This is a genomic window from Pseudomonas psychrophila HA-4 (assembly GCF_000282975.1).
Lineage (GTDB): Bacteria > Pseudomonadota > Gammaproteobacteria > Pseudomonadales > Pseudomonadaceae > Aquipseudomonas > Aquipseudomonas psychrophila_A.
In genome coordinates, this window is sequence record NZ_ALJC01000101.1 from 1 (window position 1) to 20,177 (window position 20,177).

20 protein-coding genes are annotated in these 20,177 nt (G+C 56.1%); 10 read left to right on the forward strand and 10 right to left on the reverse strand.

Annotation, left to right across the window (positions count from 1 at the left end; translation table 11 throughout):
* The first annotated feature begins 111 nt into the window (after positions 1-111).
* Complete coding sequence (gene rpiA / locus B347_RS0116345; protein WP_019410766.1) at positions 112-783, forward strand: ribose-5-phosphate isomerase RpiA; 672 nt, start codon at positions 112-114, stop codon at positions 781-783.
* Between the two features lie 83 nt (positions 784-866).
* Here the strand turns inward: rpiA and B347_RS0116350 are convergent, their stop codons facing one another.
* On the reverse strand, positions 867-1,775 hold the full coding sequence (locus tag B347_RS0116350) for an SdiA-regulated domain-containing protein (RefSeq protein WP_026014241.1): 909 nt from the start codon (positions 1,773-1,775) through the stop codon (positions 867-869).
* Positions 1,776-1,933: 158 nt separating this feature from the next.
* A complete protein-coding gene (locus B347_RS0116355; protein ID WP_026014242.1) occupies positions 1,934-2,863 on the reverse strand; it encodes an SdiA-regulated domain-containing protein in 930 nt (309 codons plus the stop codon).
* Between the two features lie 623 nt (positions 2,864-3,486).
* Between B347_RS0116355 and B347_RS0116360 the strand changes: the two genes are divergently transcribed.
* From B347_RS0116360 to B347_RS0116400, 9 genes are all read left to right on the forward strand, one after another.
* Entirely contained in the window at positions 3,487-4,251 is a 765-nt protein-coding gene (locus tag B347_RS0116360) for a hypothetical protein (protein ID WP_026014243.1), read from the forward strand.
* 224 nt (positions 4,252-4,475) lie between these two features.
* Positions 4,476-5,717: an SfnB family sulfur acquisition oxidoreductase gene (locus B347_RS0116365; protein ID WP_019410770.1), complete on the forward strand. Its 1,242-nt coding sequence runs from the start codon at positions 4,476-4,478 to the stop codon at positions 5,715-5,717.
* A gap of 11 nt (positions 5,718-5,728) precedes the next feature.
* Positions 5,729-6,925 carry an SfnB family sulfur acquisition oxidoreductase gene (locus B347_RS0116370; protein WP_019410771.1) on the forward strand — a complete coding sequence of 399 codons (1,197 nt, stop codon included), beginning with the start codon at positions 5,729-5,731 and terminating at the stop codon, positions 6,923-6,925.
* On the forward strand, positions 6,925-8,280 hold the full coding sequence (locus tag B347_RS0116375) for an LLM class flavin-dependent oxidoreductase (protein WP_019410772.1): 1,356 nt from the start codon (positions 6,925-6,927) through the stop codon (positions 8,278-8,280). Before B347_RS0116370 ends, B347_RS0116375 begins: the two co-directional genes overlap by 1 nt.
* 108 nt (positions 8,281-8,388) lie before the next feature.
* Complete coding sequence (locus B347_RS0116380) at positions 8,389-9,180, forward strand: MetQ/NlpA family ABC transporter substrate-binding protein (protein WP_019410773.1); 792 nt, start codon at positions 8,389-8,391, stop codon at positions 9,178-9,180.
* A gap of 2 nt (positions 9,181-9,182) precedes the next feature.
* Positions 9,183-10,304: a methionine ABC transporter ATP-binding protein gene (locus B347_RS0116385; protein ID WP_019410774.1), complete on the forward strand. Its 1,122-nt coding sequence runs from the start codon at positions 9,183-9,185 to the stop codon at positions 10,302-10,304.
* On the forward strand, positions 10,294-10,938 hold the full coding sequence (locus B347_RS0116390; RefSeq protein WP_019410775.1) for a methionine ABC transporter permease: 645 nt from the start codon (positions 10,294-10,296) through the stop codon (positions 10,936-10,938). Before B347_RS0116385 ends, B347_RS0116390 begins: the two co-directional genes overlap by 11 nt.
* Before the next feature lie 41 nt (positions 10,939-10,979).
* The gene (locus tag B347_RS0116395; protein ID WP_019410776.1) at positions 10,980-11,603 is read left to right on the forward strand and encodes a class I SAM-dependent methyltransferase; all 624 of its coding nucleotides are present in this window, start codon (positions 10,980-10,982) and stop codon (positions 11,601-11,603) included.
* A gap of 239 nt (positions 11,604-11,842) precedes the next feature.
* Complete coding sequence (locus B347_RS0116400) at positions 11,843-12,430, forward strand: hypothetical protein (RefSeq protein ID WP_019410777.1); 588 nt, start codon at positions 11,843-11,845, stop codon at positions 12,428-12,430.
* Between the two features lie 84 nt (positions 12,431-12,514).
* Here the strand turns inward: B347_RS0116400 and B347_RS0116405 are convergent, their stop codons facing one another.
* From B347_RS0116405 to B347_RS0116440, 8 genes are all read right to left on the reverse strand, one after another.
* On the reverse strand, positions 12,515-12,730 hold the full coding sequence (locus B347_RS0116405) for a TOBE domain-containing protein (RefSeq protein ID WP_003444581.1): 216 nt from the start codon (positions 12,728-12,730) through the stop codon (positions 12,515-12,517).
* 34 nt (positions 12,731-12,764) lie between these two features.
* Positions 12,765-13,571 carry an aliphatic sulfonates ABC transporter ATP-binding protein gene (gene ssuB / locus B347_RS0116410; protein ID WP_019410778.1) on the reverse strand — a complete coding sequence of 269 codons (807 nt, stop codon included), beginning with the start codon at positions 13,569-13,571 and terminating at the stop codon, positions 12,765-12,767.
* On the reverse strand, positions 13,568-14,374 hold the full coding sequence (gene ssuC, locus B347_RS0116415; protein ID WP_019410779.1) for an aliphatic sulfonate ABC transporter permease SsuC: 807 nt from the start codon (positions 14,372-14,374) through the stop codon (positions 13,568-13,570). Before ssuC ends, ssuB begins: the two co-directional genes overlap by 4 nt.
* A gap of 7 nt (positions 14,375-14,381) precedes the next feature.
* On the reverse strand, positions 14,382-15,530 hold the full coding sequence (ssuD, locus tag B347_RS0116420) for an FMNH2-dependent alkanesulfonate monooxygenase (protein ID WP_019410780.1): 1,149 nt from the start codon (positions 15,528-15,530) through the stop codon (positions 14,382-14,384).
* A 31-nt stretch (positions 15,531-15,561) separates the two neighbouring features.
* Positions 15,562-16,527 (reverse strand): sulfonate ABC transporter substrate-binding protein, encoded by a 966-nt coding sequence (locus B347_RS0116425; protein WP_019410781.1) that lies wholly within the window; start codon positions 16,525-16,527, stop codon positions 15,562-15,564.
* Positions 16,528-16,656: 129 nt separating this feature from the next.
* Positions 16,657-17,250 (reverse strand): NADPH-dependent FMN reductase, encoded by a 594-nt coding sequence (ssuE, locus tag B347_RS0116430; protein WP_019410782.1) that lies wholly within the window; start codon positions 17,248-17,250, stop codon positions 16,657-16,659.
* A gap of 207 nt (positions 17,251-17,457) precedes the next feature.
* Positions 17,458-18,096, reverse strand: a complete 639-nt coding sequence (locus B347_RS0116435; protein ID WP_019410783.1) for a peroxiredoxin — start codon at positions 18,094-18,096, stop codon at positions 17,458-17,460.
* Between the two features lie 310 nt (positions 18,097-18,406).
* Positions 18,407-19,756 carry an OprD family porin gene (locus tag B347_RS0116440; RefSeq protein ID WP_019410784.1) on the reverse strand — a complete coding sequence of 450 codons (1,350 nt, stop codon included), beginning with the start codon at positions 19,754-19,756 and terminating at the stop codon, positions 18,407-18,409.
* Positions 19,757-20,177: the final 421 nt, after the last annotated feature.

Genomic DNA, 20,177 nt, shown 5'->3' on the forward strand with positions numbered 1-20,177 from the left:
GGGCGGGGACCAAGGAGTCTACCCCAGCGTTTACGCAGCCGACCATACGAAATAGAAGGTTTTAGTTATACTCCACGCCCTTCTGTTTACCCTTCCCGCCCCGGAGCCCGCATGACCCAGGATCAACTCAAACAGGCCGTTGCCCAGGCAGCTGTCGACTTCATCCTTCCAAGACTGGATGACAAGAGCATCGTTGGGGTCGGCACCGGCTCCACGGCCAACTGCTTCATCGACGCGCTGGCCTTGCACAAGGGCGCATTCGACGGCGCCGTGGCCAGCTCCGAAGCCACCGCCGCTCGCCTTAAAGGCCACGGCATCCCGGTGTATGAGTTGAACACCGTCAGCGACTTGGAGTTCTACGTGGACGGCGCCGATGAGAGCGACGAAAACTTGAACCTGATCAAAGGCGGCGGTGCAGCCCTGACGCGCGAAAAAATCGTCGCCGCCGTGGCTAAAACCTTCATCTGCATTGCTGACGCCAGCAAGCTGGTGCCAGTGCTGGGCGCGTTCCCGCTGCCTGTTGAAGTGATCCCGATGGCCCGCAGCCATGTGGCCCGCGAGTTGGTCAAACTGGGCGGCGACCCGGTTTACCGTGAAGGCGTGGTGACCGACAACGGCAACATCATCATCGACGTGTTCAACATGCAGATCACCAACCCGGTGGAGCTGGAACGTCAAATCAACGCCATCGTCGGCGTCGTGACCAATGGTTTGTTCGCTGCCCGTCCGGCCGACCTGCTGATGCTGGGCACACCTGAAGGCGTGAAAACCCTGAGCAAGTAACCCCCACAGCCCCGCAGGCTGCGATCTTTTGATCTTTAAAGATCGCAGCCTTCGTACCTCGGCAGCTCCTACACGGTGTTGATTCAGGGCTTCTTGAACACGTAAAACAGGTTTGGCTCGCTCACCACATACACTGTCCCTTCATCGTCCATCGCGACGCCTTCTGCTTGCGGCACAGATTCTTTGAGCCCATGACGGCCCTTTATTAGCGACAACGTGCTGATCGGGCGCCCGTTTATATCCAGTTCCAGCAGCAACTTCGACTCATCTGACAGCGCCAGTAAGTGTCCGCTGCGTTCGTCAAACTGCAAGCTCGACAAGTCACGTACAAACAACCGCGCATCGCGCCTCGGGTTGCTCACCACATGAGTGGCATAGGGTTGTTGCGGGTTGTCATGGGGAAAACCGCGCACCTCGTAAATCAGCATCGGGTCACGCTCTTTGGCCACAAACAAACGCTTGCCAACCGAGTCGTAGGCCAGGCCTTCAAATCCCTTGTTGCCCAGTGGGTTGATCCCCAGCGTCAATTGCTCGGCATCGGCGGCATTCAGTGCCTGCGTATGGTCATCGATCGTCACTTTAATCAGACGCTGTTGATATTCATCGGTGATCACGTAAGTGTTCTCGCCAATGAACTCAATGGCCTCGGCATCACCAAACCCGACCAACGGTATGCGCCTTAATATCCGCCCATCGAGAGACAACTCGACCAATTCGGTTTTTTTGTTGGTCACGGTAAACAGGCTTTTGCGCAGGGGGTCGAAGGTCAGCGCAGACACATTGTCTTCAAGGCCATCGATTGTCTGGCCTTGGAGCACAGCGCGGTACTCGCGCAGATTGATGCCGTCAGGGCGCGCGGGCTGCCAAAGCTGGCTGAGGTTGAACCAGGTGCGTTCAAACAAACGGTAATGCTGCGCAGCGAAGCCGGCAGCGATCAGGGCCGCAAGCAACACGCTTATAAAAAGGAAGGTCGAACGGTTAACGCGGCGCATTGGCTCAAGCTCTAAACAAATCAGGCGATTGGGATACCACGACTGCATGAACTCAAGCTTAATTCTTGATGCACGGGCTGTTTCCTGTAGGAGCGAGCGGTCTTTTATACGATCAAAAGATCGCGGGGCCAACTCGCGCCTACCGGAGTGCTTGGTGATTACTTCGCTTTCTTCTCGAAGCGATAGAACAAGTTCGGCTCACTCACCATGTACAGGGTTCCGTTGTTATCAATCGCCACGCCTTCGGCACGAGGGATGGTGTTTTTCAGGCCATTGAACCCGCGAAGCAAGGTCATGAAGCTAACTTGCTCACCCAGCTCATCAAGTTCGAGTAGCAGGTGCGAGTCAGCAGACAGCAACAGGGTGTGACCAGTGCGCGGGTCCATGCTCAACCCCGACAAATTACGCAAATCGAGCTCATCGCTGGGCACTTTTTGTTTGTCGCCGCTGAGCACCTGGCTACCATCGCTTTTCCACACGAACAAGGCCGGCGGACGCTCTTCACCCAATAACAACTGCTGGCGACGCGGGTCCCAAGCGATGGCTTCAAACGCTTTGTTCTGATTTTTGGACGGCCCAAGGTCGTACTTAGGGAAGTCCTCAAAATTCAGGCTTTTAGTGTCAGGCTCGACGTTGATGATGCTCAGCATGTGCTGGCGTTCATCGACAATGGCCAGCAGGCCATTTTCCATCACCGTCAACCCTTCCGGGTTCTGCCAGCCCACCAACGGAATTTTCCGCAGCACGTCGCCGTCGAGGGTCAATTCAACCAGAAACGGATTCTTACCCATCACGGAAAAAAGCGTGTTGCTCACGGGGTTGTAGGCAAGATCCGACGCCTCATCTTTCTCCATCCCCGGCAACGGCTTGGCATCAATGACCACCGTGTAGTCAGGCAACCACACGCTTTCATTCTGCTCCATTGGGCTCTCAAACTGCTCCAGCACCCACAGTGCTCCACGGTCATCCCAGTGCAGGATTGACGCCAGCCCATAGAGCAGCGCAGCCAGCACCAATAGCCAGTAATACCAACGGCCAAAGCGAGAAGGTCGACGTACGGGAGGGATTAGCTGAGGGTCTGTAGCCATTGGCAGGATCATCCAAGAAATTTTGCTAGGTCTAATAGCACAAAGCGGGCAAAACCGACTGCCTCGCACGACGTTATTATGCAGGTTGAGTGTGAAATAATTGCTAACACCTGACCCATCACTGAGCACGAAGGACTTAGCCCAGCCTGTTCGTTCACCTTAATGCTCAACATGAAACTATAAAACCATGTGTAGGAGTAATCTTTATTTATCAACGGCAATATTTTCTTCCACCGCCTTACACACCGAACTGCCTAAATACGATCACACTAAACACGTTTACCAAGCCAGGCGTCTTATAACTCCAAGCCCGCTTCACCCTGTCTAAACGCCCCCGAGGCAGTATTAATAAACGTCTTGCCAGTAGGAAGGGTCTGAATAACCCGAAGACATCAACATTTGCAACATCCCACCTTGACACTAATGAACCAAGACTCTTATCTAATAAAAACAGCATTACAACCTGCTCCCAATGTAATCATTTATCACCCGGATACGCTGCATACGAATTTACAAACCCATTACTCAAGCGGCACGAGCACCCGTTTCATTCAGTGCTGAAACCCATAGCGGCCGCGCCGTTGTGCTCTGTGACGCCTTAAAGTTAGAAAGGAATTTAACCCATGCCTTTTACCTCGCACACCCATAAATTAGCCGCCCCTACACTGGCCCAATCTGACAAACACACAATTTGTGCACGTGCCGCCGAACAATTAATCGTCATTGTCGCCCCCTATATAAATATGGAGGAAGGCGATTTAATTGAACTATTCTGGGACGGTTGTTATATATCCTCACAACAACTAACCCGCACTGACATTGGCCAACCCATTTCATTGAGAGTGCCCGAAAGTTTCATTCAAAATGGAACCTCCCGTCTCTATTACCGCGTGATGCACATTGGTAGCAGCCCTGCGCTTTCAGCCCAACTTAAAGTGCTGGTCAAACTTGATTGCCCTGGAGGTGAAGCCATCGGAGAGGAAAACCAGGGCCTCGCGCCACTGATGATTCCCGACCCGATCCAGCGCTACGGGGTTAACCCAAGCCAGATAAAACGCGGCGTACCTGTGACCATCGAACCGTACCGCAACATGGCCAGCGAAGACGAAATCACCTTGCTCTGGGGCGATGTGCGAATGGATCTGCCAAAACTGCGTCAGGTCGATGTCAACAAACCTGTCAGCGTCTTCGTGCCCCCCGAGATTATTCAGGAAGCCGGCGAGGACTCAAAACTGGAGGTCACTTATTGCGTGATTGACCGCGTGGGCAATAACTCTCGCTGGGCCCCTGCCCGAACACTCAAGGTTGGCGCCAGTAAGCGCTATATAAACACCGCCCCACGCGAGGTGCTATGCGCTGCAGAGCCGCGTCCTAACTGGAGAAACTGACCGCAAAGGCCAGCGCGAATCGTCTATTCATATTCCAAAAAGATAGTTTTTTTAATTTTTATACTCGATTAGGGTATATGCACCGGACCACCGGACTCTCTTGCTTTAATTCGCGCCGCTCAAGCGGCGCTCCAAACAACGAGACGCGAGGTAGGTATGGTCAGCAACACAATTACCCTTGTGCAGATCGCCAGGGCATTGCGTGCAATCAAGGAGCACAACTAATGTCCTTCTTGGCGAATGCACAACTGCAAAGCGACCTAGATGTCGCGCCCCTGTTGTTAGCAGCGCACGTCCTGCGCACGGACAACGAAGCCCTTCAAGCCGCCCACGATCTGGCCAACGCCGCCCGTGAACATGCTGCCAAGCGCGATCAGCAACGCAAACTGCCTTGGTCACAGATCGAAGCATTTACCCGCAGTGGCTTGGGCAGTATTTCTATTCCCCGCGCATTTGGCGGGCCGCAGGTGTCTTACATCACCTTGGCTGAAGTGTTTGCCATCATCTCGGCAGCCGACCCGGCGCTGGGGCAAATTCCGCAAAATCAGGTGGGTATTCTCAACCTGATTGAAAGCATCGCGACCCCGGCGCAAAAAGAACATCTGTTCACCCGCGTGCTGCAAGGCTGGCGCATTGGTAACGCAGGCCCGGAGCGCGGCACTAAAAACACCCTCGACCTGAAAGCCCGCATCACGGCCGATGGCGACGACTTCGTGATCAATGGCCAAAAGTTTTACTCCACCGGAGCGCTATTTGCGCACTGGATCGCCGTCAAGGCGCTCAACGATGACGGCAAACAAGTCATGGCTTTTGTGCGTCGCGGCACGCCAGGCCTGCGGGTAGTCGATGACTGGTCCGGTTTCGGCCAGCGCACCACCGCCAGCGGCACGGTCTTGCTTAATAACGTACCGATTGAAACCGAACTGGTCATCGACAACTGGCGCCTAGCTGAAGTCCCGAACATTCAAGGCTCGGTGTCGCAACTGATTCAGGCCGCCATCGACCTGGGTATTGCACGCGGCGCCATCGCCGACACCATCAGTTTTGTGCGCGAACGCTCGCGCCCATGGGTCGATGCCAAGGTCGAACGCAACAGCGATGACCCCTACGTGATCGCTGACATCGGCAAGTTGCAGATCGAGTTGCACGCCGCCGAAGCGTTGCTACGCAAGGCTGGTCGCGTGCTTGACGAGGTCAGCGCAGCGCCGATAGATGCCCAGTCCGCTGCCCGCGCTTCTATTGCCGTGGCCGAAGCCAAAGTCCTGAGCACTGAGCTGTCATTGCTGGCCAGTGAAAAACTCTTCGAACTGGCGGGCAGTCGCGCCACCCTTGCCGAGTTCAACCTGGACCGTCATTGGCGCAACGCACGCGTGCACACGCTGCACGACCCCGTGCGCTGGAAATACCACGCTATCGGCGCCTACCGCCTCAACGGCACGTTGCCTGCCCGACATTCCTGGATCTAACGGAGACACCCATGTCACTGACATCCAAACAGGTCCCGGTTATCCACAGCGATGCCGAGGCCCTGAGCGTAGCGCGTGAACTTGCCGCCCATTTCAAACGTGACAGCGTGTTGCGCGACCGCGAACGACGCCTGCCTTTCGATGAACTGGAGCTGTTTTCCCACACTGGTCTGTGGGGCATTTCCGTGCCGAAGGCTTATGGCGGCGCGGGCGTGTCCAACGTCACCCTCGCGCAAGTAGTGGCCCTTATCTCGGCCGCCGACAGCTCGCTGGGGCAAATTCCACAGAACCATTTCTACGCCCTCGAAGTGCTGCGCGTGAACGGCAGCGAATCGCAAAAACAACGGCTGTATGCCGAAGTCTTGGCCGGTCAACGCTTTGGCAATGCGCTTGCCGAACTGGGCACCAAAACCGCCCACGACCGCACCACACATCTGGCCAAGGCGGAACACGGCTATCGCATCAACGGCCGCAAGTTCTACGCCACCGGCGCGCTGTACGCGCAACGCATTCCTACCTCGGTGGTGGATGACAACGGCGTACACCACTTGGCCTTTGTGCGCAGCGACAGTGAAGGCTTAAAGGTGATCGATGACTGGAGCGGATTTGGTCAGCGCACCACCGGCAGCGGCTCTGTGGTGTTCGACAACGTGTTTGTTGCCACCGACGACGTGATCCCGTTTCAAAGTGCTTTCGAGCGCCCGACGCCGGTCGGCCCGCTGGCGCAGATTCTGCACGCGGCCATCGACACCGGCATCGCCCGCGCAGCGTATGAAGACGCCCTGCACTTTGTACGCACCAAAACCCGGCCTTGGATCGACGCCACGTCCGACATCGCCAGCGAAGACCCATTGACCCTCAACACGTTCGGCCGTTTGAGCGCACGCTTGCATGCTGCTGAAGCCTTGCTGGATCGCAGCGGCGAGTTTCTCGACACCGCACAGGCCAACACCAACGCCAGCACCGTGGCTGCCGCCTCGATTGCCGTGGCTGAAGCGCGCGCCATCAGCACAGAAGTGTCGTTGGCCGCTGGCAGCACCCTGTTTGAGCTGGCCGGCAGTCAGGCCACCTTGGCCGAGCACGGCCTCGATCGCCACTGGCGCAACGCCCGCGTACACACGCTGCACGACCCGGTGCGCTGGAAGTACCACGCCGTGGGCAATTACTACCTCAACAGTGAAAACCCACCGCTGCGGGGGACCATCTGATGAGCAAAAAGAAAATCCTGCTCAATGCCTTCAACATGAACTGCATTGGACATATCAACCACGGGTTGTGGACGCACCCACGCGATACCTCAACCCGCTTCAACACCCTGGAATACTGGACTGAGCTGGCGCAGTTGCTAGAACGCGGGCTGTTCGACGGGCTTTTTATCGCCGATATCGTTGGCGTATACGACGTTTATCAACAATCGGTTGATATTCCGCTCAAAGAGTCCATCCAGTTGCCGGTCAACGACCCGTTGCTGCTGGTTTCGGCCATGGCGGCTGTCACCAAAAACCTCGGTTTTGGTTTGACCGCCAATCTGACCTACGAGCCGCCATATTTATTCGCACGCCGCATGTCGACCCTTGACCACCTGACCCAGGGTCGGGTGGGCTGGAACATCGTGACCGGTTATCTGGACAGCGCGGCCAAGGCCATGGGCCTAACCGAGCAGGTGGAACACGACCGTCGTTACGATCAGGCCGACGAATACCTGGAGGTGCTCTACAAACTCTGGGAAGGCAGTTGGGAAAACGGCGCCGTGCTCAACGATCCGGTGCAACGCATCTACGCCCAGCCCGACAAAGTGCACAAGGTCAAACACGCTGGCGAGTTTTATCAGGTCGAGGGCTACCACCTCTGCGAGCCTTCGCCACAGCGCACGCCGGTGCTTTTCCAAGCGGGCAGTTCGGACCGTGGGCTGCGATTTGCCGGGCGCCATGCCGAGTGCGTATTCATCAGCGGCCAGACCAAGGCCGCGACCAAAATTCAGGTCGATAAAGTCCGCGCCAGCGCTGTGGCGGCAGGCCGTAACCCTGACGACATCAAACTGTTTATGGGCCTCAACGTCATTGTTGCGCCGACAGACGCCGAGGCGCAGGCCAAGCGCGAGGAATACCTGAGCTATGCCAGCGCCGAAGCCGGAGTCGCGCATTTCGCCAGTTCCACCGGCATCGACTTTGCCGACTACGAACTGGACGAACCGATTCAGTACGTAAAGAGCAACGCCATTCAGTCCGCGACCAAAGTACTGCAAAACAACGATTGGACGCGCCGCAAGCTGCTCGAACAGCACGCGCTGGGCGGGCGTTACATGACCGTGGTCGGCTCGCCGGAACAGGTCGCTGACGAACTGGAGTCGTGGATCGCCGAGACCGGCCTCGACGGCTTCAACCTAACCCGCATTGTCACCCCTGAAAGCTATGTCGACTTTATCGATCTGGTGATCCCCGAGCTGCAACGTCGGGGCTCCTACAAGACTGCGTACGACACCGGCAGCTTGCGGCAAAAGCTATTTATCGAAGGCGATGCACATTTGCCCGAGCGTCATACCGGCGCCTCTTTTAGACCTTAAACACTGTAGGAGCGAGCTTGTCTCGCGATCTTTTAAAGATCAAAAGATCGCGAGACAAGCTCGCTCCTACAGAGACCGAACTACACCCTTTATGAGCGGATAAATCACATGAACAAAAAACACGCACTGGTTCTGGCACTCGGGCTGTTCAGCGGCCTCACCTTCGCTGCCGAAAAACCCCTCAAGGTCGGCACCACCGCCGCCTTCGCTATTCCGCTGGAAGCCGCTGTGGCTGAGGCGGGCAAACAAGGCCTGAACGTTGAGCTGGTCGAGTTCACCGACTGGATCGCCCCCAATGTCAGCCTCGCCAGCGGCGACATTGACGTGAACTACTTCCAACACATTCCGTTCTTGGAAAACGCCAACGCCGCAGGCGGTTTTCACCTAGTGCCTTACGCCAAGGGCGTGATCAACAACGTGGGCCTGTATTCCAAAAAATACAAAAGCCTCGACGAATTGCCCGTTGGCGCCACCGTGGCCATCGCCAACGATCCGATCAATAGCGGGCGCGGACTGCAACTGCTGGCCAAGGCCGGGCTGATTACGCTCAAACCCGGCGTCGGCTACAAAGCCACCGAAGAAGACATCATCGACAACCCGAAAAAGATCAAAATCCTCCAAGTCGAAGCGGTGCAACTGGTACGCGCCTACGACGATGCCGACCTGGTACAGGGCTACCCGCACTATATCCGTCTGGCCAAAACCTTCGATGCGTCCTCCGCGCTGCTGTTCGACGGCATCGACCACCCGGAGTACGTGATTCAGTTTGTCATTCAACCCAAGAGCAAGGACGACCCGCGCCTGGCCAAGTTCGTCGACATTTATCAGCACTCGCCGGTTGTGAAAGCCGCCCTGGATAAAACCTACGGCACCCTGTACCAACCTGGCTGGACGAACTAAGCATGAACGTAGCCATTGCCCGTACGCGGCTCGATGAGCCGCAACCCAGCGCGTCCCACACCCATCTGCACCCGGAACTGACAAACGCCCACGTGCGCTTTATTGGTGTCGGCAAAACCTATGACGGTCGCCAAGGTCCGGTCGATGCCCTCAAGGGTATTGATCTGGCGATTCAGCGTGGAGAAATATTCGGCATCATCGGCCGTAGCGGTGCCGGTAAGTCGTCGCTGATCCGCACCATCAACCGGCTGGAGCAACCGAGCCACGGCCGAGTGTTGATTGATCAAATCGACATCGGTGAGTTTGACGAAAACAAGCTGGTCGCCTTGCGCCGTCAGATCGGCATGATTTTTCAGCACTTCAACCTGATGTCAGCCAAAACCGTGTGGCAGAACGTTGAACTGCCGCTCAAGGTGGCCGGTGTACCCAAGCTGCAACGCGAACAAAAAGTCCGCGAGTTGCTGGAGTTGGTGGGCTTGCAAGGCAAACACACGGCCTACCCGGCGCAACTCTCCGGTGGGCAAAAACAACGTGTGGGCATTGCTCGCGCACTGGTTCACGACCCGGCAATTTTGCTCTGCGACGAAGCCACCTCGGCCCTCGACCCGGAAACCACCCAGTCGATCCTTGGCTTGCTGCGCGAGATCAATCAGCGACTGGGCCTGACCATCATCCTCATCACCCACGAAATGGCAGTGATCCGCGATATTTGCCACCGCGTGGTGGTGCTTGAACAAGGCCAGGTCGTCGAACAAGGCCCCGTGTGGCAAGTGTTTGGCAACCCGCAGCACGAGGTCAGTAAAACCTTGCTCGCACCGCTTCAAGACAACCTGCCCGAGGCGCTGAAAAACCGCATTCACACAGCCCCGCACTCGGCACAATCGAGCGTGATTCTGCGCCTGCGCTTTACCGGCAGCCAGGCACAAGAGCCGGACCTAGGCGCGCTGTTCAGCGCCTTGGGCGGCCAAGTGCGGTTACTCCATGGCGGCGTCGAGCAGATCCAGGGCCATGCGTTGGGACAACTGCTGCTCAGTGTCACCAGCACCTCATTGGGTGCTGAAGAACTGCGCACCCGCGCTGAACAATGGGCACAACAAGTAGAGGTGCTGGGCTATGACGTTTGATCGCTTATGGCAGGGCGTGATAGACACCTTTTTGATGGTCGGTGTGTCGTCTTTTATCGCGCTGATTCTGGGGATTCCGCTGGCGGTAATTCTGGTCACCAGCGGCAAGGGCGGCATCTATGAAGCGCCCGCGCTGAACAAAGCCTTGGGTGCGTTCGTGAACCTGTTTCGCTCCATCCCGTTTCTGATTTTGATGGTCGCGCTCATTCCGTTTACCCGCCTGATTGTAGGCACCACCTACGGCGTGTGGGCGGCTGTCGTACCGCTGACCATCGCGGCCACGCCGTTCTTTGCACGCATTGCCGAAGTCAGCTTGCGCGAGGTGGACCATGGGCTGATCGAAGCCGCACAGGCCATGGGCTGCAAGCGCTATCACATCATCTGGCACGTGCTTTTACCCGAAGCGTTACCGGGCATCGTCGGTGGTTTTACCATCACCATCGTCACCATGATCAACTCCTCGGCCATGGCCGGCGCGATTGGTGCAGGCGGCCTGGGCGACATCGCCTATCGCTACGGCTACCAGCGGTTTGACACCCAAATCATGCTCACCGTTATCGTGTTGCTGGTGCTGTTAGTCGCTGTGATTCAGCTCGGCGGCGATCGCCTTGCCCGCGTGCTGAACAAGCGCTGAGGTATAGTCGGCGGCAACATTGACGCCGACTGAGCCTTGCGATGACCCTCGATCCCAACACCCTCGAACAGATTGCCGCCACCACCTTGGCGCACTACCAACAGAGTGCCGAAGGCTTTCGCGAAGGCACTCGCGACCACGATGTGAGCCAAAACATCGACGCCTTGCTGCGCCACATTCAAGGCTGCGCGCCGTTCACCCTTCTAGATTTTGGCTGCGGGCCGGGGCGTGATCTGCAAACCTTCACCCGGCTAGGGCACATTGCGATTGGGCTAGACGGCACCGAACGCTTCACCCAAATGGCCCGCGAAGACAGCGGCTGTGACGTGTGGCACCAGGACTTTCTCAAACTTGACCTACCGGCCGAGCGCTTTGACGGCATCTTCGCCAACGCTTCGTTATTCCACGTCCCAACCCAAGAACTGGAACGTGTATTAAGTGAACTGCACGCCAGCCTCAAACCGGGTGGCGTCCTGCTGAGTTCGAACCCGCGAGGAGATAACCGTGAAGGCTGGAATGGCCAGCGTTATGGCGCCTATCACGACCTGGAAAACTGGCGCGCGCGGCTCACGGCGGCGGGGTTTGTGGAACTGGAACACTATTACCGCCCGGCAGGCTTGCCCCGCGATCAGCAGCCTTGGTTGGTGAGTGTTTGGCGTAAATAGGAGCAGGCCCCTTTTGGGGCTCACTTCACATCCCATCGCCGCTTCATGTCCCTGTCGCCGGGCTTACGCTCTACGTTGATATTGACTACAGATTGAATCGAATTAAATACGTCGCGCAATAACCATCTAACACCTTAACTCCCTATATAACCGAACTAAGCACCACTTCTCCTGCAAGGATTGCAGGTCGCCCTCACACTACTGAACAACGTGTTTGGGCTCTATAAAGGATGATGTCCATGCAACCGATCAATTTCTATACCTTTGTCCACGACACCGTGGCTGAAAAAAACGACGCTCAATTAGAATATTTATTCTTCAACATATTCACACCCGAAATAGCCAGCCTTACAAGGCGCCGTGTCAATGTAATATTTACCCGTGACACACCAGGAATAACCGACTTTAACTACCGGTCTTACGAAAAGAACTACCGCACCATTGACTCATTTGCAGAAGCCATTACAGCGGACATCAAAACCGCCGTTACTGCGTACATGACTGAACACCAGCGCACCGCTAAAAAAACCGATGTTTATATTTTTTTGATTGATGGTCATCTCATGCCTTCAATGCTGGTTGAGGGGCTTGCCATACCTGAAGCCAACATTGCTTTCGCCACGACATTTGGCCGCACAGTGGTTGCCCATGAGGTTGGGCATCTCTTCGGTGCAACCCATGATGATGTCGCGTTATACCGAGATACCGAACATAACAACCCCTATCACTGCGCTACTTTTATGGCAACTGATCGCCCGGACGGCGTGTGTGCCATCTTTGGCTACAGTGGAGAAACCCGCGCCATTATCACTCAACACTTTAAGTAACTTTTGCGCGTCTGTTTACAACACAACGCACATTAAAAAACCCCGAAGGGCTCACACCGTTCGGGGTTGTGGATCTTTCATGGATTACAACTTGGCGATGGACACTTCGGTCGATTTTACGAAGGCAATCACTTCGCTGCCGACCACCAGTTCCAGCTCTTTTACCGAGCGGGTGGTGATAACGGAGGTCACGATGCCGGACGCAGTTTGTACGTCGATTTCGGACAGTACGTCACCCAGTACGATTTCTTTGATGTGGCCTTTGAATTGGTTGCGAACGTTAATGGCTTTGATAGTCATGGTGTGGATTCCTGTCTTGGGATTAAAAGTCGGTTTATTGCGCCCAACGCAGTTGCGTGGGCAGCGGTGCTACAGGTTCTGGTTCAGGTGGCGAACCCGGTAAGGCGAGTACTCGGTTAAGCACTTCAGTTTCCAAGGCCGCCAGTCGATGTGAACCCCGCACCCGGGGGCGCGGTAGTTCGACGGTGAGGTCGAGCCCCACTTCGCCGTCTTCGATCAGAATGACCCGATCAGCAATCGCGACGGCTTCACTGACGTCATGGGTCACCAGTAATACGGTGAAACCATGCTGGCGCCAAAGGCGTTCGATCAGTTGTTGCATCTCAATGCGGGTCAGCGCATCCAGCGCACCCAACGGTTCATCCAGCAGTAACAAACGCGGTTGGTGGATTAAGGCGCGGGCCAAGGCCACACGCTGTTTTTGTCCGCCCGACAAGGCAGCCGGCCATTCGTTGGCCCGCTCGGCCAACCCTACTTCTTCCAGCGCTTTAAGGGCTTTTGGCCGCCAGTCGCCTTTGAGGCCAAGGCCCACGTTGTCGATAACTTTTTTCCAGGGCAACAAACGTGCTTCCTGAAACATAAGCCGGGTGTCGTCACGTGCTTCTTGCAACGGTGCGCTACCCGCCAACAGTTTGCCGCTGGTGGGTTGGTCCAGCCCGGCCAGCAGGCGCATAAGGGTACTTTTGCCACACCCGCTGCGGCCCACGATCGCTACAAATTGCCCTGCCGGAATGTGCAGGTTGACGCTGCGCAACACCTGACGATCGCCAAAAGCTTTTTGCAGGTTCTGCACCGCTAATGGGATGCCCTGGCGTAAATGCGGGAGCTGTTGTGCCGTCATGCTGCACCGCCTTTAACCACTTGATACGCCGGGTGCCAGCGCAACCATACGCGCTCTAGACCCCGGGCCGCGCTGTCGGCCAATTTGCCGAGTACCGCGTATAAAAGAATCGCCAGCACCACCACGTCGGTTTGCAAGAACTCCCGGGCGTTCATCGCCAGGTAGCCAATGCCGGAGCTGGCAGAGATGGTTTCCGCCACGATCAACGTCAACCACATAAAGCCCAGTGCAAAGCGCACGCCGACCAGAATCGAGGGCAGCGCGCCCGGCAATATCACTTGCCAGAACAGGCTGAAACCGGACAAACCATAGCTGCGGGCCATTTCCACCAGCGCCGGATCAACGTTGCGGATGCCGTGGTAAGTGTTGAGGTAGATCGGGAATAACGTCCCCAGCGCCACCAGAAAAATCTTTGCCGATTCGTCGATTCCAAACCACAGGATCACCAACGGGATGAGCGCCAAGTGCGGCACGTTACGGATCATTTGCACCGAGCTGTCGAGCAGGCGTTCGCCCCACTTCGACAAGCCGGTGATAAAACCCAACGCCAGGCCGATACCACCACCGATAGCAAAGCCTACGCCTGCACGCCAGCCACTGATGGCGAGGTGCTTCCAGATCTCGCCGCTGCGCACCAGTTCCACGCCCGCTTCAATCACCGCAATCGGTGCAGGCAAAATGCGCGTCGACAACCAGCCCGCCGACACTGACAACTGCCACACCGCCAGCAGCAATACCGGCAGTAGCCAAGGGGCAAGCGTATGGCCAATTTTATTAAGGCTTGATGCCTTCGCCGTACTCATGGCCGCCTCAGCTCTGCGACGCGGCTTTAGGAATGATGTCGTTGGCGACCATTTCACCAAACGGGCTCACATAACCGGCACCTTTGGGCAGTTCCGGGCGCTCGATGTCCAGGTGCGGGAACAGCAACTCAGCCACGCGGTATGACTCTTCCAGGTGTGGGTAACCCGAGAAAATAAAAGTATCGATGCCCAAGTCTGCGTATTCCTTAACCCGTGCAGCAACCGTTGGGCCGTCTCCGACCAGCGCGGTACCCGCACCACCCCTTACCAAGCCAACACCGGCCCACAGATTAGGGCTCACTTCGAGGTTGTCGCGGCTACCGCCGTGCAGCGCAGCCATGCGCTGCTGGCCGACCGAGTCAAAGCGTGACAGCGAAGCTTGAGCACGGGCGATGGTGTCGTCGTCCAGATGAGAAATAAGTTTGTCGGCGGCTTTCCAGGCCTCTTCGTTGGTTTCACGCACGATCACGTGCAAACGAATACCAAAGCGCACGGTGCGGCCCAACTTGGCCGCCTTATCGCGCACTTGCTGGATCTTTTCTGCGACCGCAGCCGGCGGCTCACCCCAGGTCAGGACCATTTCAACTTGTTCAGCGGCCAGGTCTTGCGCTGCCTCCGATGAGCCACCGAAGTACAGCGGCGGACGCGGTTGCTGGATCGGCGGGTAGAGCAACTTGGCGCCTTTGACCTTGATGTGCTGGCCGTCGTAGTCAACGGTTTCGCCTTCGAGCACGCGGCGCCAGATGCGGGTGAATTCCACCGAGGCCTGGTACCGCTCTTCATGGCTCAGGAACAAGCCATCACCGGCCAGTTCGTCCGGGTCACCACCGGTCACTAGGTTGAACAGCGCTCGCCCGCCAGAGAGTCGGTCCAGGGTTGCGGCCTGCCGTGCCGCCACGGTGGGCGAAACGATGCCGGGACGCAGTGCTACCAAAAATTTCAAACGCTGGGTCACCGGAATCAACGCAGCGGCCACCAGCCAAGAGTCTTCGCATGAGCGTCCAGTCGGGATCAACACCCCGCCGAAGCCAAGACGGTCTGCAGCTTGCGCCACTTGTTGCAGATAACCGTAGTCGACGGCGCGTGCGCCTTCGGAGGTGCCAAGGTAATGGCCATCACCGTGGGTAGGCAGGAACCAGAAAATATTGAGGCTCATGGAGTGGTCTCCTAAATAGGTGCTGCAAGCGTTAAGGGGCTTTGGCCACAGTGGCCGGTGGCGTCCAGATCACATCTTTGATAACCAGCGGCTTTGGAATGAGCTTGAGCTGGTAAAAAGTGTCGGCAATCTTTTGCTGTGCGTTGACCACTTCAGGGGTCAGGAACTGCGCGCCGTAGCCCTGGCGTTTCACTGAGGTCTCGGTGATGTCGGCGGGCAAGCCCAGCAACGGTGCGACCTGCTTAGTGACCTCTTGCGGATGAGCCTTGGCCCACTCACCGATACTGCGCACTTCGTCGATCAGGGTTTCGATCACTTTAGGGTGCTGTTCAGCGAAAGGCTTGGTCGCCAGGTAGAACTGGTGGTTGTCCGCGATACCGGTCGCATCACGCAGGGTGCGAGCGTGCAGTTGTTGCTCGGCAGCCGCTTGGTACGGGTCCCAAATAACCCAGGCATCCACACTGCCGCGTTCAAAGGCTGCACGCGCATCCGCAGGCGGCAGGAACACGGTTTGGATGTCGGTGTATTTCAGACCAGCGTCTTCAAGGGCTCGTACCAACAGGTAGTGCACGTTGGAGCCTTTGTTGAGTACTACTTTTTTGCCTTTGAGGTCTTTCACCGAGGTGATCGGCGAATCCTTGGGCACCAGAATCGCTTCGCTGGTCGGTGCAGGCGGCTCGTAGGCGACGTACAGCAGATCAGCGCCTGCGGCCTGAGCAAAGACAGGCGGGGTTTCGCCAGTCACGCCGAAGTCGATTGAGCCCACGTTCAGGCCTTCAAGCAATTGTGGGCCGCCGGGGAACTCGGTCCACTGCACGTCGACGCCTTGATCGGCCAGACGTTTTTCCAGCGTGCCCTTGGCCTTGAGCAGCACCAGCGTGCCGTATTTCTGATAACCGATGCGCAAGGTATCGGCTTGAGCTTGCAGTACAACGCCGAATGACACAGCCGCAGCAAACAGTGCGACCAGACCACGACGCAAAATGACAGGGCGCATGGCGCTCTCCTTTTGTAATTCGATAATCGGGTAGCACCTGCCGAGCCGTTAGCGGTTCAGTAAGGTGAGTGACGCTTATGACGTCTGTGTAGGAGCTAGCAAGCTCGCTCCTACAGGGTATTTTTTAACTCAGATACTCCAGCGAGCCGTGCGCAGGCGCTCGTTGAGGATGTTGGGGTCCAGCGGTTTTGGACGACGAGCTAGGGCGCTGTAGAAGTGCTCCAGAGACTCGTTTAAACGTTGCTCCAGGACCGGCACCAGTTGCGCTTGAGCGCTGCCCTCGCCGTATGCAATTTGACTGTCTTCCGCAAAAATCCCGTGAAGCATTTCTTGAGCCTTGAGCGCCGACAAGACCGGCTTGAGCGCGTAATCCACGGCTAGCATGTGGGCGATGCTACCGCCCGTGGCGATCGGCAAAACCACTTTGTGGCTCAGGGCGCGCTCAGGCAGCAAGTCGAGCACAGTTTTGAGCGCACCACTAAAAGAGGCTTTGTACACCGGGGTCGCAATCACCAAACCATCGGCACGTTCAATTTGCTGCAATAGGTCGATAATTTTTGGGCTGTCAAAGCGCGCATGCAGTAAGTCTTCAGCCGGAAAGTCACGTACCTGATAACTCACCACTTCAACGCCTTGCTGGTTGAGCCAGTGTTTGGCGCGGTCCAACAAAACCCCGGAGCGGGATCGTTGGCTTGGGCTTCCTCCGAGTGTCACGACCAGCATTAGGTGTTTCCTTGAGTGAAAGTGTGCAATGTGTTGTCAGCGTTTTCGCTTGAGTGAGGTGACATTAACAGGTGATTTTTATATCCATAAATCATATTTATTCATTTGTTTATTCCATAAATGAATATGAATTTATCGGTAAAAAAAAGACCGTCGAAACGGCCTTAAACCCTGTTGCACTGAAGAGGATCACCTACGAAAAACGGGTTACTTGTTTGGCTGTGGCGTGAGGCGCAGGTAGGGCTTCACAGCGCGGTAGCCTTTAGGGAAGCGTTTTTTGATGTCGTCTTCGTCCTTGAGCGACGGCACGATGACGACCTCGTCACCGTCTTGCCAGTTGGCCGGAGTCGCCACTTTGTAGTTGTCGGTCAGTTGCAGCGAATCAACCACGCGCAGAATTTCGTTGAAGTTACGCCCCGTGCTGGCCGGGTAGGTGATGGTCAGGCGAATCTTTTTGTTGGGATCAATCACAAATAATGAGCGCACGGTGAGGGTGTCGCTGGCGTTGGGGTGGATCAAGTCGTAGAGGTCAGACACTTTGCGATCGGCGTCGGCCAGGATCGGGAAGTTAACCACGGTGTTCTGTGTTTCGTTGATGTCGCCGATCCACTTGTGGTGCGAGTCCACCGGATCAACCGACAGGGCAATGGCTTTGACGCCACGCTTGGCAAATTCATCCTTGAGCTTAGCTGTGAAGCCCAGTTCGGTGGTGCACACCGGGGTGAAATCGGCCGGGTGCGAAAACAGAATGCCCCAGCTGTCGCCCAACCACTCATGAAACTGGATTTTGCCAGCGCTGGAATCCTGTTCGAAATCGGGGGCGATGTCGCCGAGTCTTAGGCTCATGGTGCAGCTCCTTTTTGCAGGGGATGGCAGGGCGTGATGGGCTTACTCTGCCTGCGTCATGAACGAATTAAAAAGAATAAATATCGATTTAATTAGATCCAAAAGGAATATTAAATACTGTTTCATTGGACGCAGCCCGGTACCGGGTTCACTCTGGATCCAGGTTTAGGCAAGGGGAGTGGCAGGGAGCTACGACTATTAATGTGTTGCGAATTGACCGTTCAGGTCTTCGGTAAACACCCTGCCCGGCGTTGCGCCGGGCAGGATTTTTCTTACTTTTACGTCTTACTTTTTTTTCGCTACAAACGGCTTACAGCAAAGGGATCGAGTAGCTGACGATCAGACGGTTTTCGTCTTGATTGCGCTGGCCAGCGATGTCGTTGCGCCACATGGCGTTTTTCCACATCAGGCCCAGGTTTTTCAACGCACCTTCTTGAACAACGTAGGCAACAGTAATGTCGCGTTCCCATTCGGAAGCGCCATTGTTGGTTTGCACTTTGTTGGCGTTGTAGGTGTCGATGTTGTCACCGCGCAGGTAAACAGCACCTGCGGTCAGGCCAGGCACGCCGACCTTGGCGAAGTCATACGAGTAGCGTGCTTGCCAAGTACGTTCGCCAGCACGGGCGAACTTCTGGATTTGCGAGTCAGTGATGGTGTAGTTCGACGAGCCATCGCCTTGGTTCAACCAAGGGAAGTCGCTGCTACCGTTACTGACTTGGTAACCGCCACCAAAGGTGTGACCGGCAACGGTGTACAACAGCAAACCGCTGTACAGGTTGTTGTCGACCTTGCCTTTACCGCTGGCCTGGCTCTGGTAGTTGCCGTTGCTGTAGTACGCAGGGACGCTACCGTTTTTGCCGTCATCAGTGCTGTTGAAGTAGCGCAGATCAGTTTTCAAAACACCTGGGCCGATTGCCCAGTTGTGAACCAGACCCAAGAAGTTCTGTTTGTAGAACTGATCCAGGTTGCCGTAGTAGTACTGCAGCAACAGGTCTTTGGTGACTTTGTAGTCCGCACCGGCGTAGATGAACTTGTTGCTGTTAGCAGTGCGAGCGTTCGCACCACCAATCGACATTTGTGCGTCGTTGCTGGAGTTACGGCCTTTAACGTGTTCGATCTGACCGCCGATCAGGGTCAGGTCCTTGATCTCGTTGGAGGTGATCTGGCCACCTTCAAAGGTCTGCGGCAGCAGGCGACCATCGTTGTAGGAGATAACTGGCAGTTTTGGCATCAGGGTGCCGTAACGCAGTTCGGTCTGAGAGATTTTGGCTTTGGCGGTGACGCCCAAGCTTGAGAAGTCATTCACAGCGTTACCGTTTGACTTGCTCGGGAACACAGTGCCGCCGTACGAAGTAGCAGTAGCGCCGTTGGTACCACCGCCCGAATCCAGACGTACGCCCAACAGAGCGATTGCATCCAGACCGAAGCCTACGGTACCGGCGGTGAAGCCAGAGGTGTAGTCAACTTGGAAGCCTTGGCCCCACTCTTCGTTTTTGCTTTGCGCGCCTGCAGCTTTGGTGCCTGCATCGCGGTTATCCGTGTTGATGTAGAAGTTACGCAGTTTAAGCGTGGCTTTACTGTCTTCGATGAAGCCAGCAGCGCTCGCTTGCTGCGCCAACAAACCGAGGGCTAACGCCACGGCCACGGTGGACTTGTTCATTGTGTCGCTCCTTTACATTTCTAATTTTTGTAGTTCGTTCGCCCAAGATCTGTGTCTCGGTGCTACTGAATGCGCGATTAGCGCCAGACAGTGACTGACAAGTCAATCCTATCTTCTGGCGCCTACGACCTTTGTCTAGTGATCTGCCGTAGACGCGGAGGGTAATGACTTTTTTATAAACCCAAAAAGAATTATTTCTAAATCTTTCATAACAAATAGGTATATGTGAGGAAAAGTCCTACAACTTCGCGAGCGGATGCTATCGGCCTTTGGTCTGATTCATAAATAGATTTTTATGAAATTTTTAAGTCGAGCCTCTGGGGCGGTTCTGCGGCGTACCCGCCGAGGCCGCAAAACCCGGATAAAAGCCCGTGCGCGCGCACAAAATGCAGAAGGCAGAACTTCATAAGCTAATGCTTAA

Bases quoted from the DNA above. Each gene is read 5' to 3' on its own strand.
- B347_RS0116355 (WP_026014242.1), bottom strand. From the start codon at position 2,863: ATGGCTACAGACCCTCAGCTAATCCCTCCCGTACGTCGACCTTCTCGC.
- B347_RS0116380 (WP_019410773.1), top strand. From the start codon at position 8,389: ATGAACAAAAAACACGCACTGGTTCTGGCACTCGGGCTGTTCAGCGGC.
- ssuB (WP_019410778.1), bottom strand. From the start codon at position 13,571: ATGACGGCACAACAGCTCCCGCATTTACGCCAGGGCATCCCATTAGCG.
- ssuD (WP_019410780.1), bottom strand. From the start codon at position 15,530: ATGAGCCTCAATATTTTCTGGTTCCTGCCTACCCACGGTGATGGCCAT.
- B347_RS0116405 (WP_003444581.1), bottom strand. From the start codon at position 12,730: ATGACTATCAAAGCCATTAACGTTCGCAACCAATTCAAAGGCCACATC.
- B347_RS0116350 (WP_026014241.1), bottom strand. From the start codon at position 1,775: ATGCGCCGCGTTAACCGTTCGACCTTCCTTTTTATAAGCGTGTTGCTT.
- B347_RS0116425 (WP_019410781.1), bottom strand. From the start codon at position 16,527: ATGCGCCCTGTCATTTTGCGTCGTGGTCTGGTCGCACTGTTTGCTGCG.
- B347_RS0116365 (WP_019410770.1), top strand. From the start codon at position 4,476: ATGTCCTTCTTGGCGAATGCACAACTGCAAAGCGACCTAGATGTCGCG.
- B347_RS0116390 (WP_019410775.1), top strand. From the start codon at position 10,294: ATGACGTTTGATCGCTTATGGCAGGGCGTGATAGACACCTTTTTGATG.
- B347_RS0116440 (WP_019410784.1), bottom strand. From the start codon at position 19,756: ATGAACAAGTCCACCGTGGCCGTGGCGTTAGCCCTCGGTTTGTTGGCG.
- ssuC (WP_019410779.1), bottom strand. From the start codon at position 14,374: ATGAGTACGGCGAAGGCATCAAGCCTTAATAAAATTGGCCATACGCTT.
- B347_RS0116370 (WP_019410771.1), top strand. From the start codon at position 5,729: ATGTCACTGACATCCAAACAGGTCCCGGTTATCCACAGCGATGCCGAG.
- B347_RS0116360 (WP_026014243.1), top strand. From the start codon at position 3,487: ATGCCTTTTACCTCGCACACCCATAAATTAGCCGCCCCTACACTGGCC.
- B347_RS0116435 (WP_019410783.1), bottom strand. From the start codon at position 18,096: ATGAGCCTAAGACTCGGCGACATCGCCCCCGATTTCGAACAGGATTCC.
- B347_RS0116375 (WP_019410772.1), top strand. From the start codon at position 6,925: ATGAGCAAAAAGAAAATCCTGCTCAATGCCTTCAACATGAACTGCATT.
- ssuE (WP_019410782.1), bottom strand. From the start codon at position 17,250: ATGCTGGTCGTGACACTCGGAGGAAGCCCAAGCCAACGATCCCGCTCC.
- B347_RS0116385 (WP_019410774.1), top strand. From the start codon at position 9,183: ATGAACGTAGCCATTGCCCGTACGCGGCTCGATGAGCCGCAACCCAGC.
- rpiA (WP_019410766.1), top strand. From the start codon at position 112: ATGACCCAGGATCAACTCAAACAGGCCGTTGCCCAGGCAGCTGTCGAC.
- B347_RS0116395 (WP_019410776.1), top strand. From the start codon at position 10,980: ATGACCCTCGATCCCAACACCCTCGAACAGATTGCCGCCACCACCTTG.
- B347_RS0116400 (WP_019410777.1), top strand. From the start codon at position 11,843: ATGCAACCGATCAATTTCTATACCTTTGTCCACGACACCGTGGCTGAA.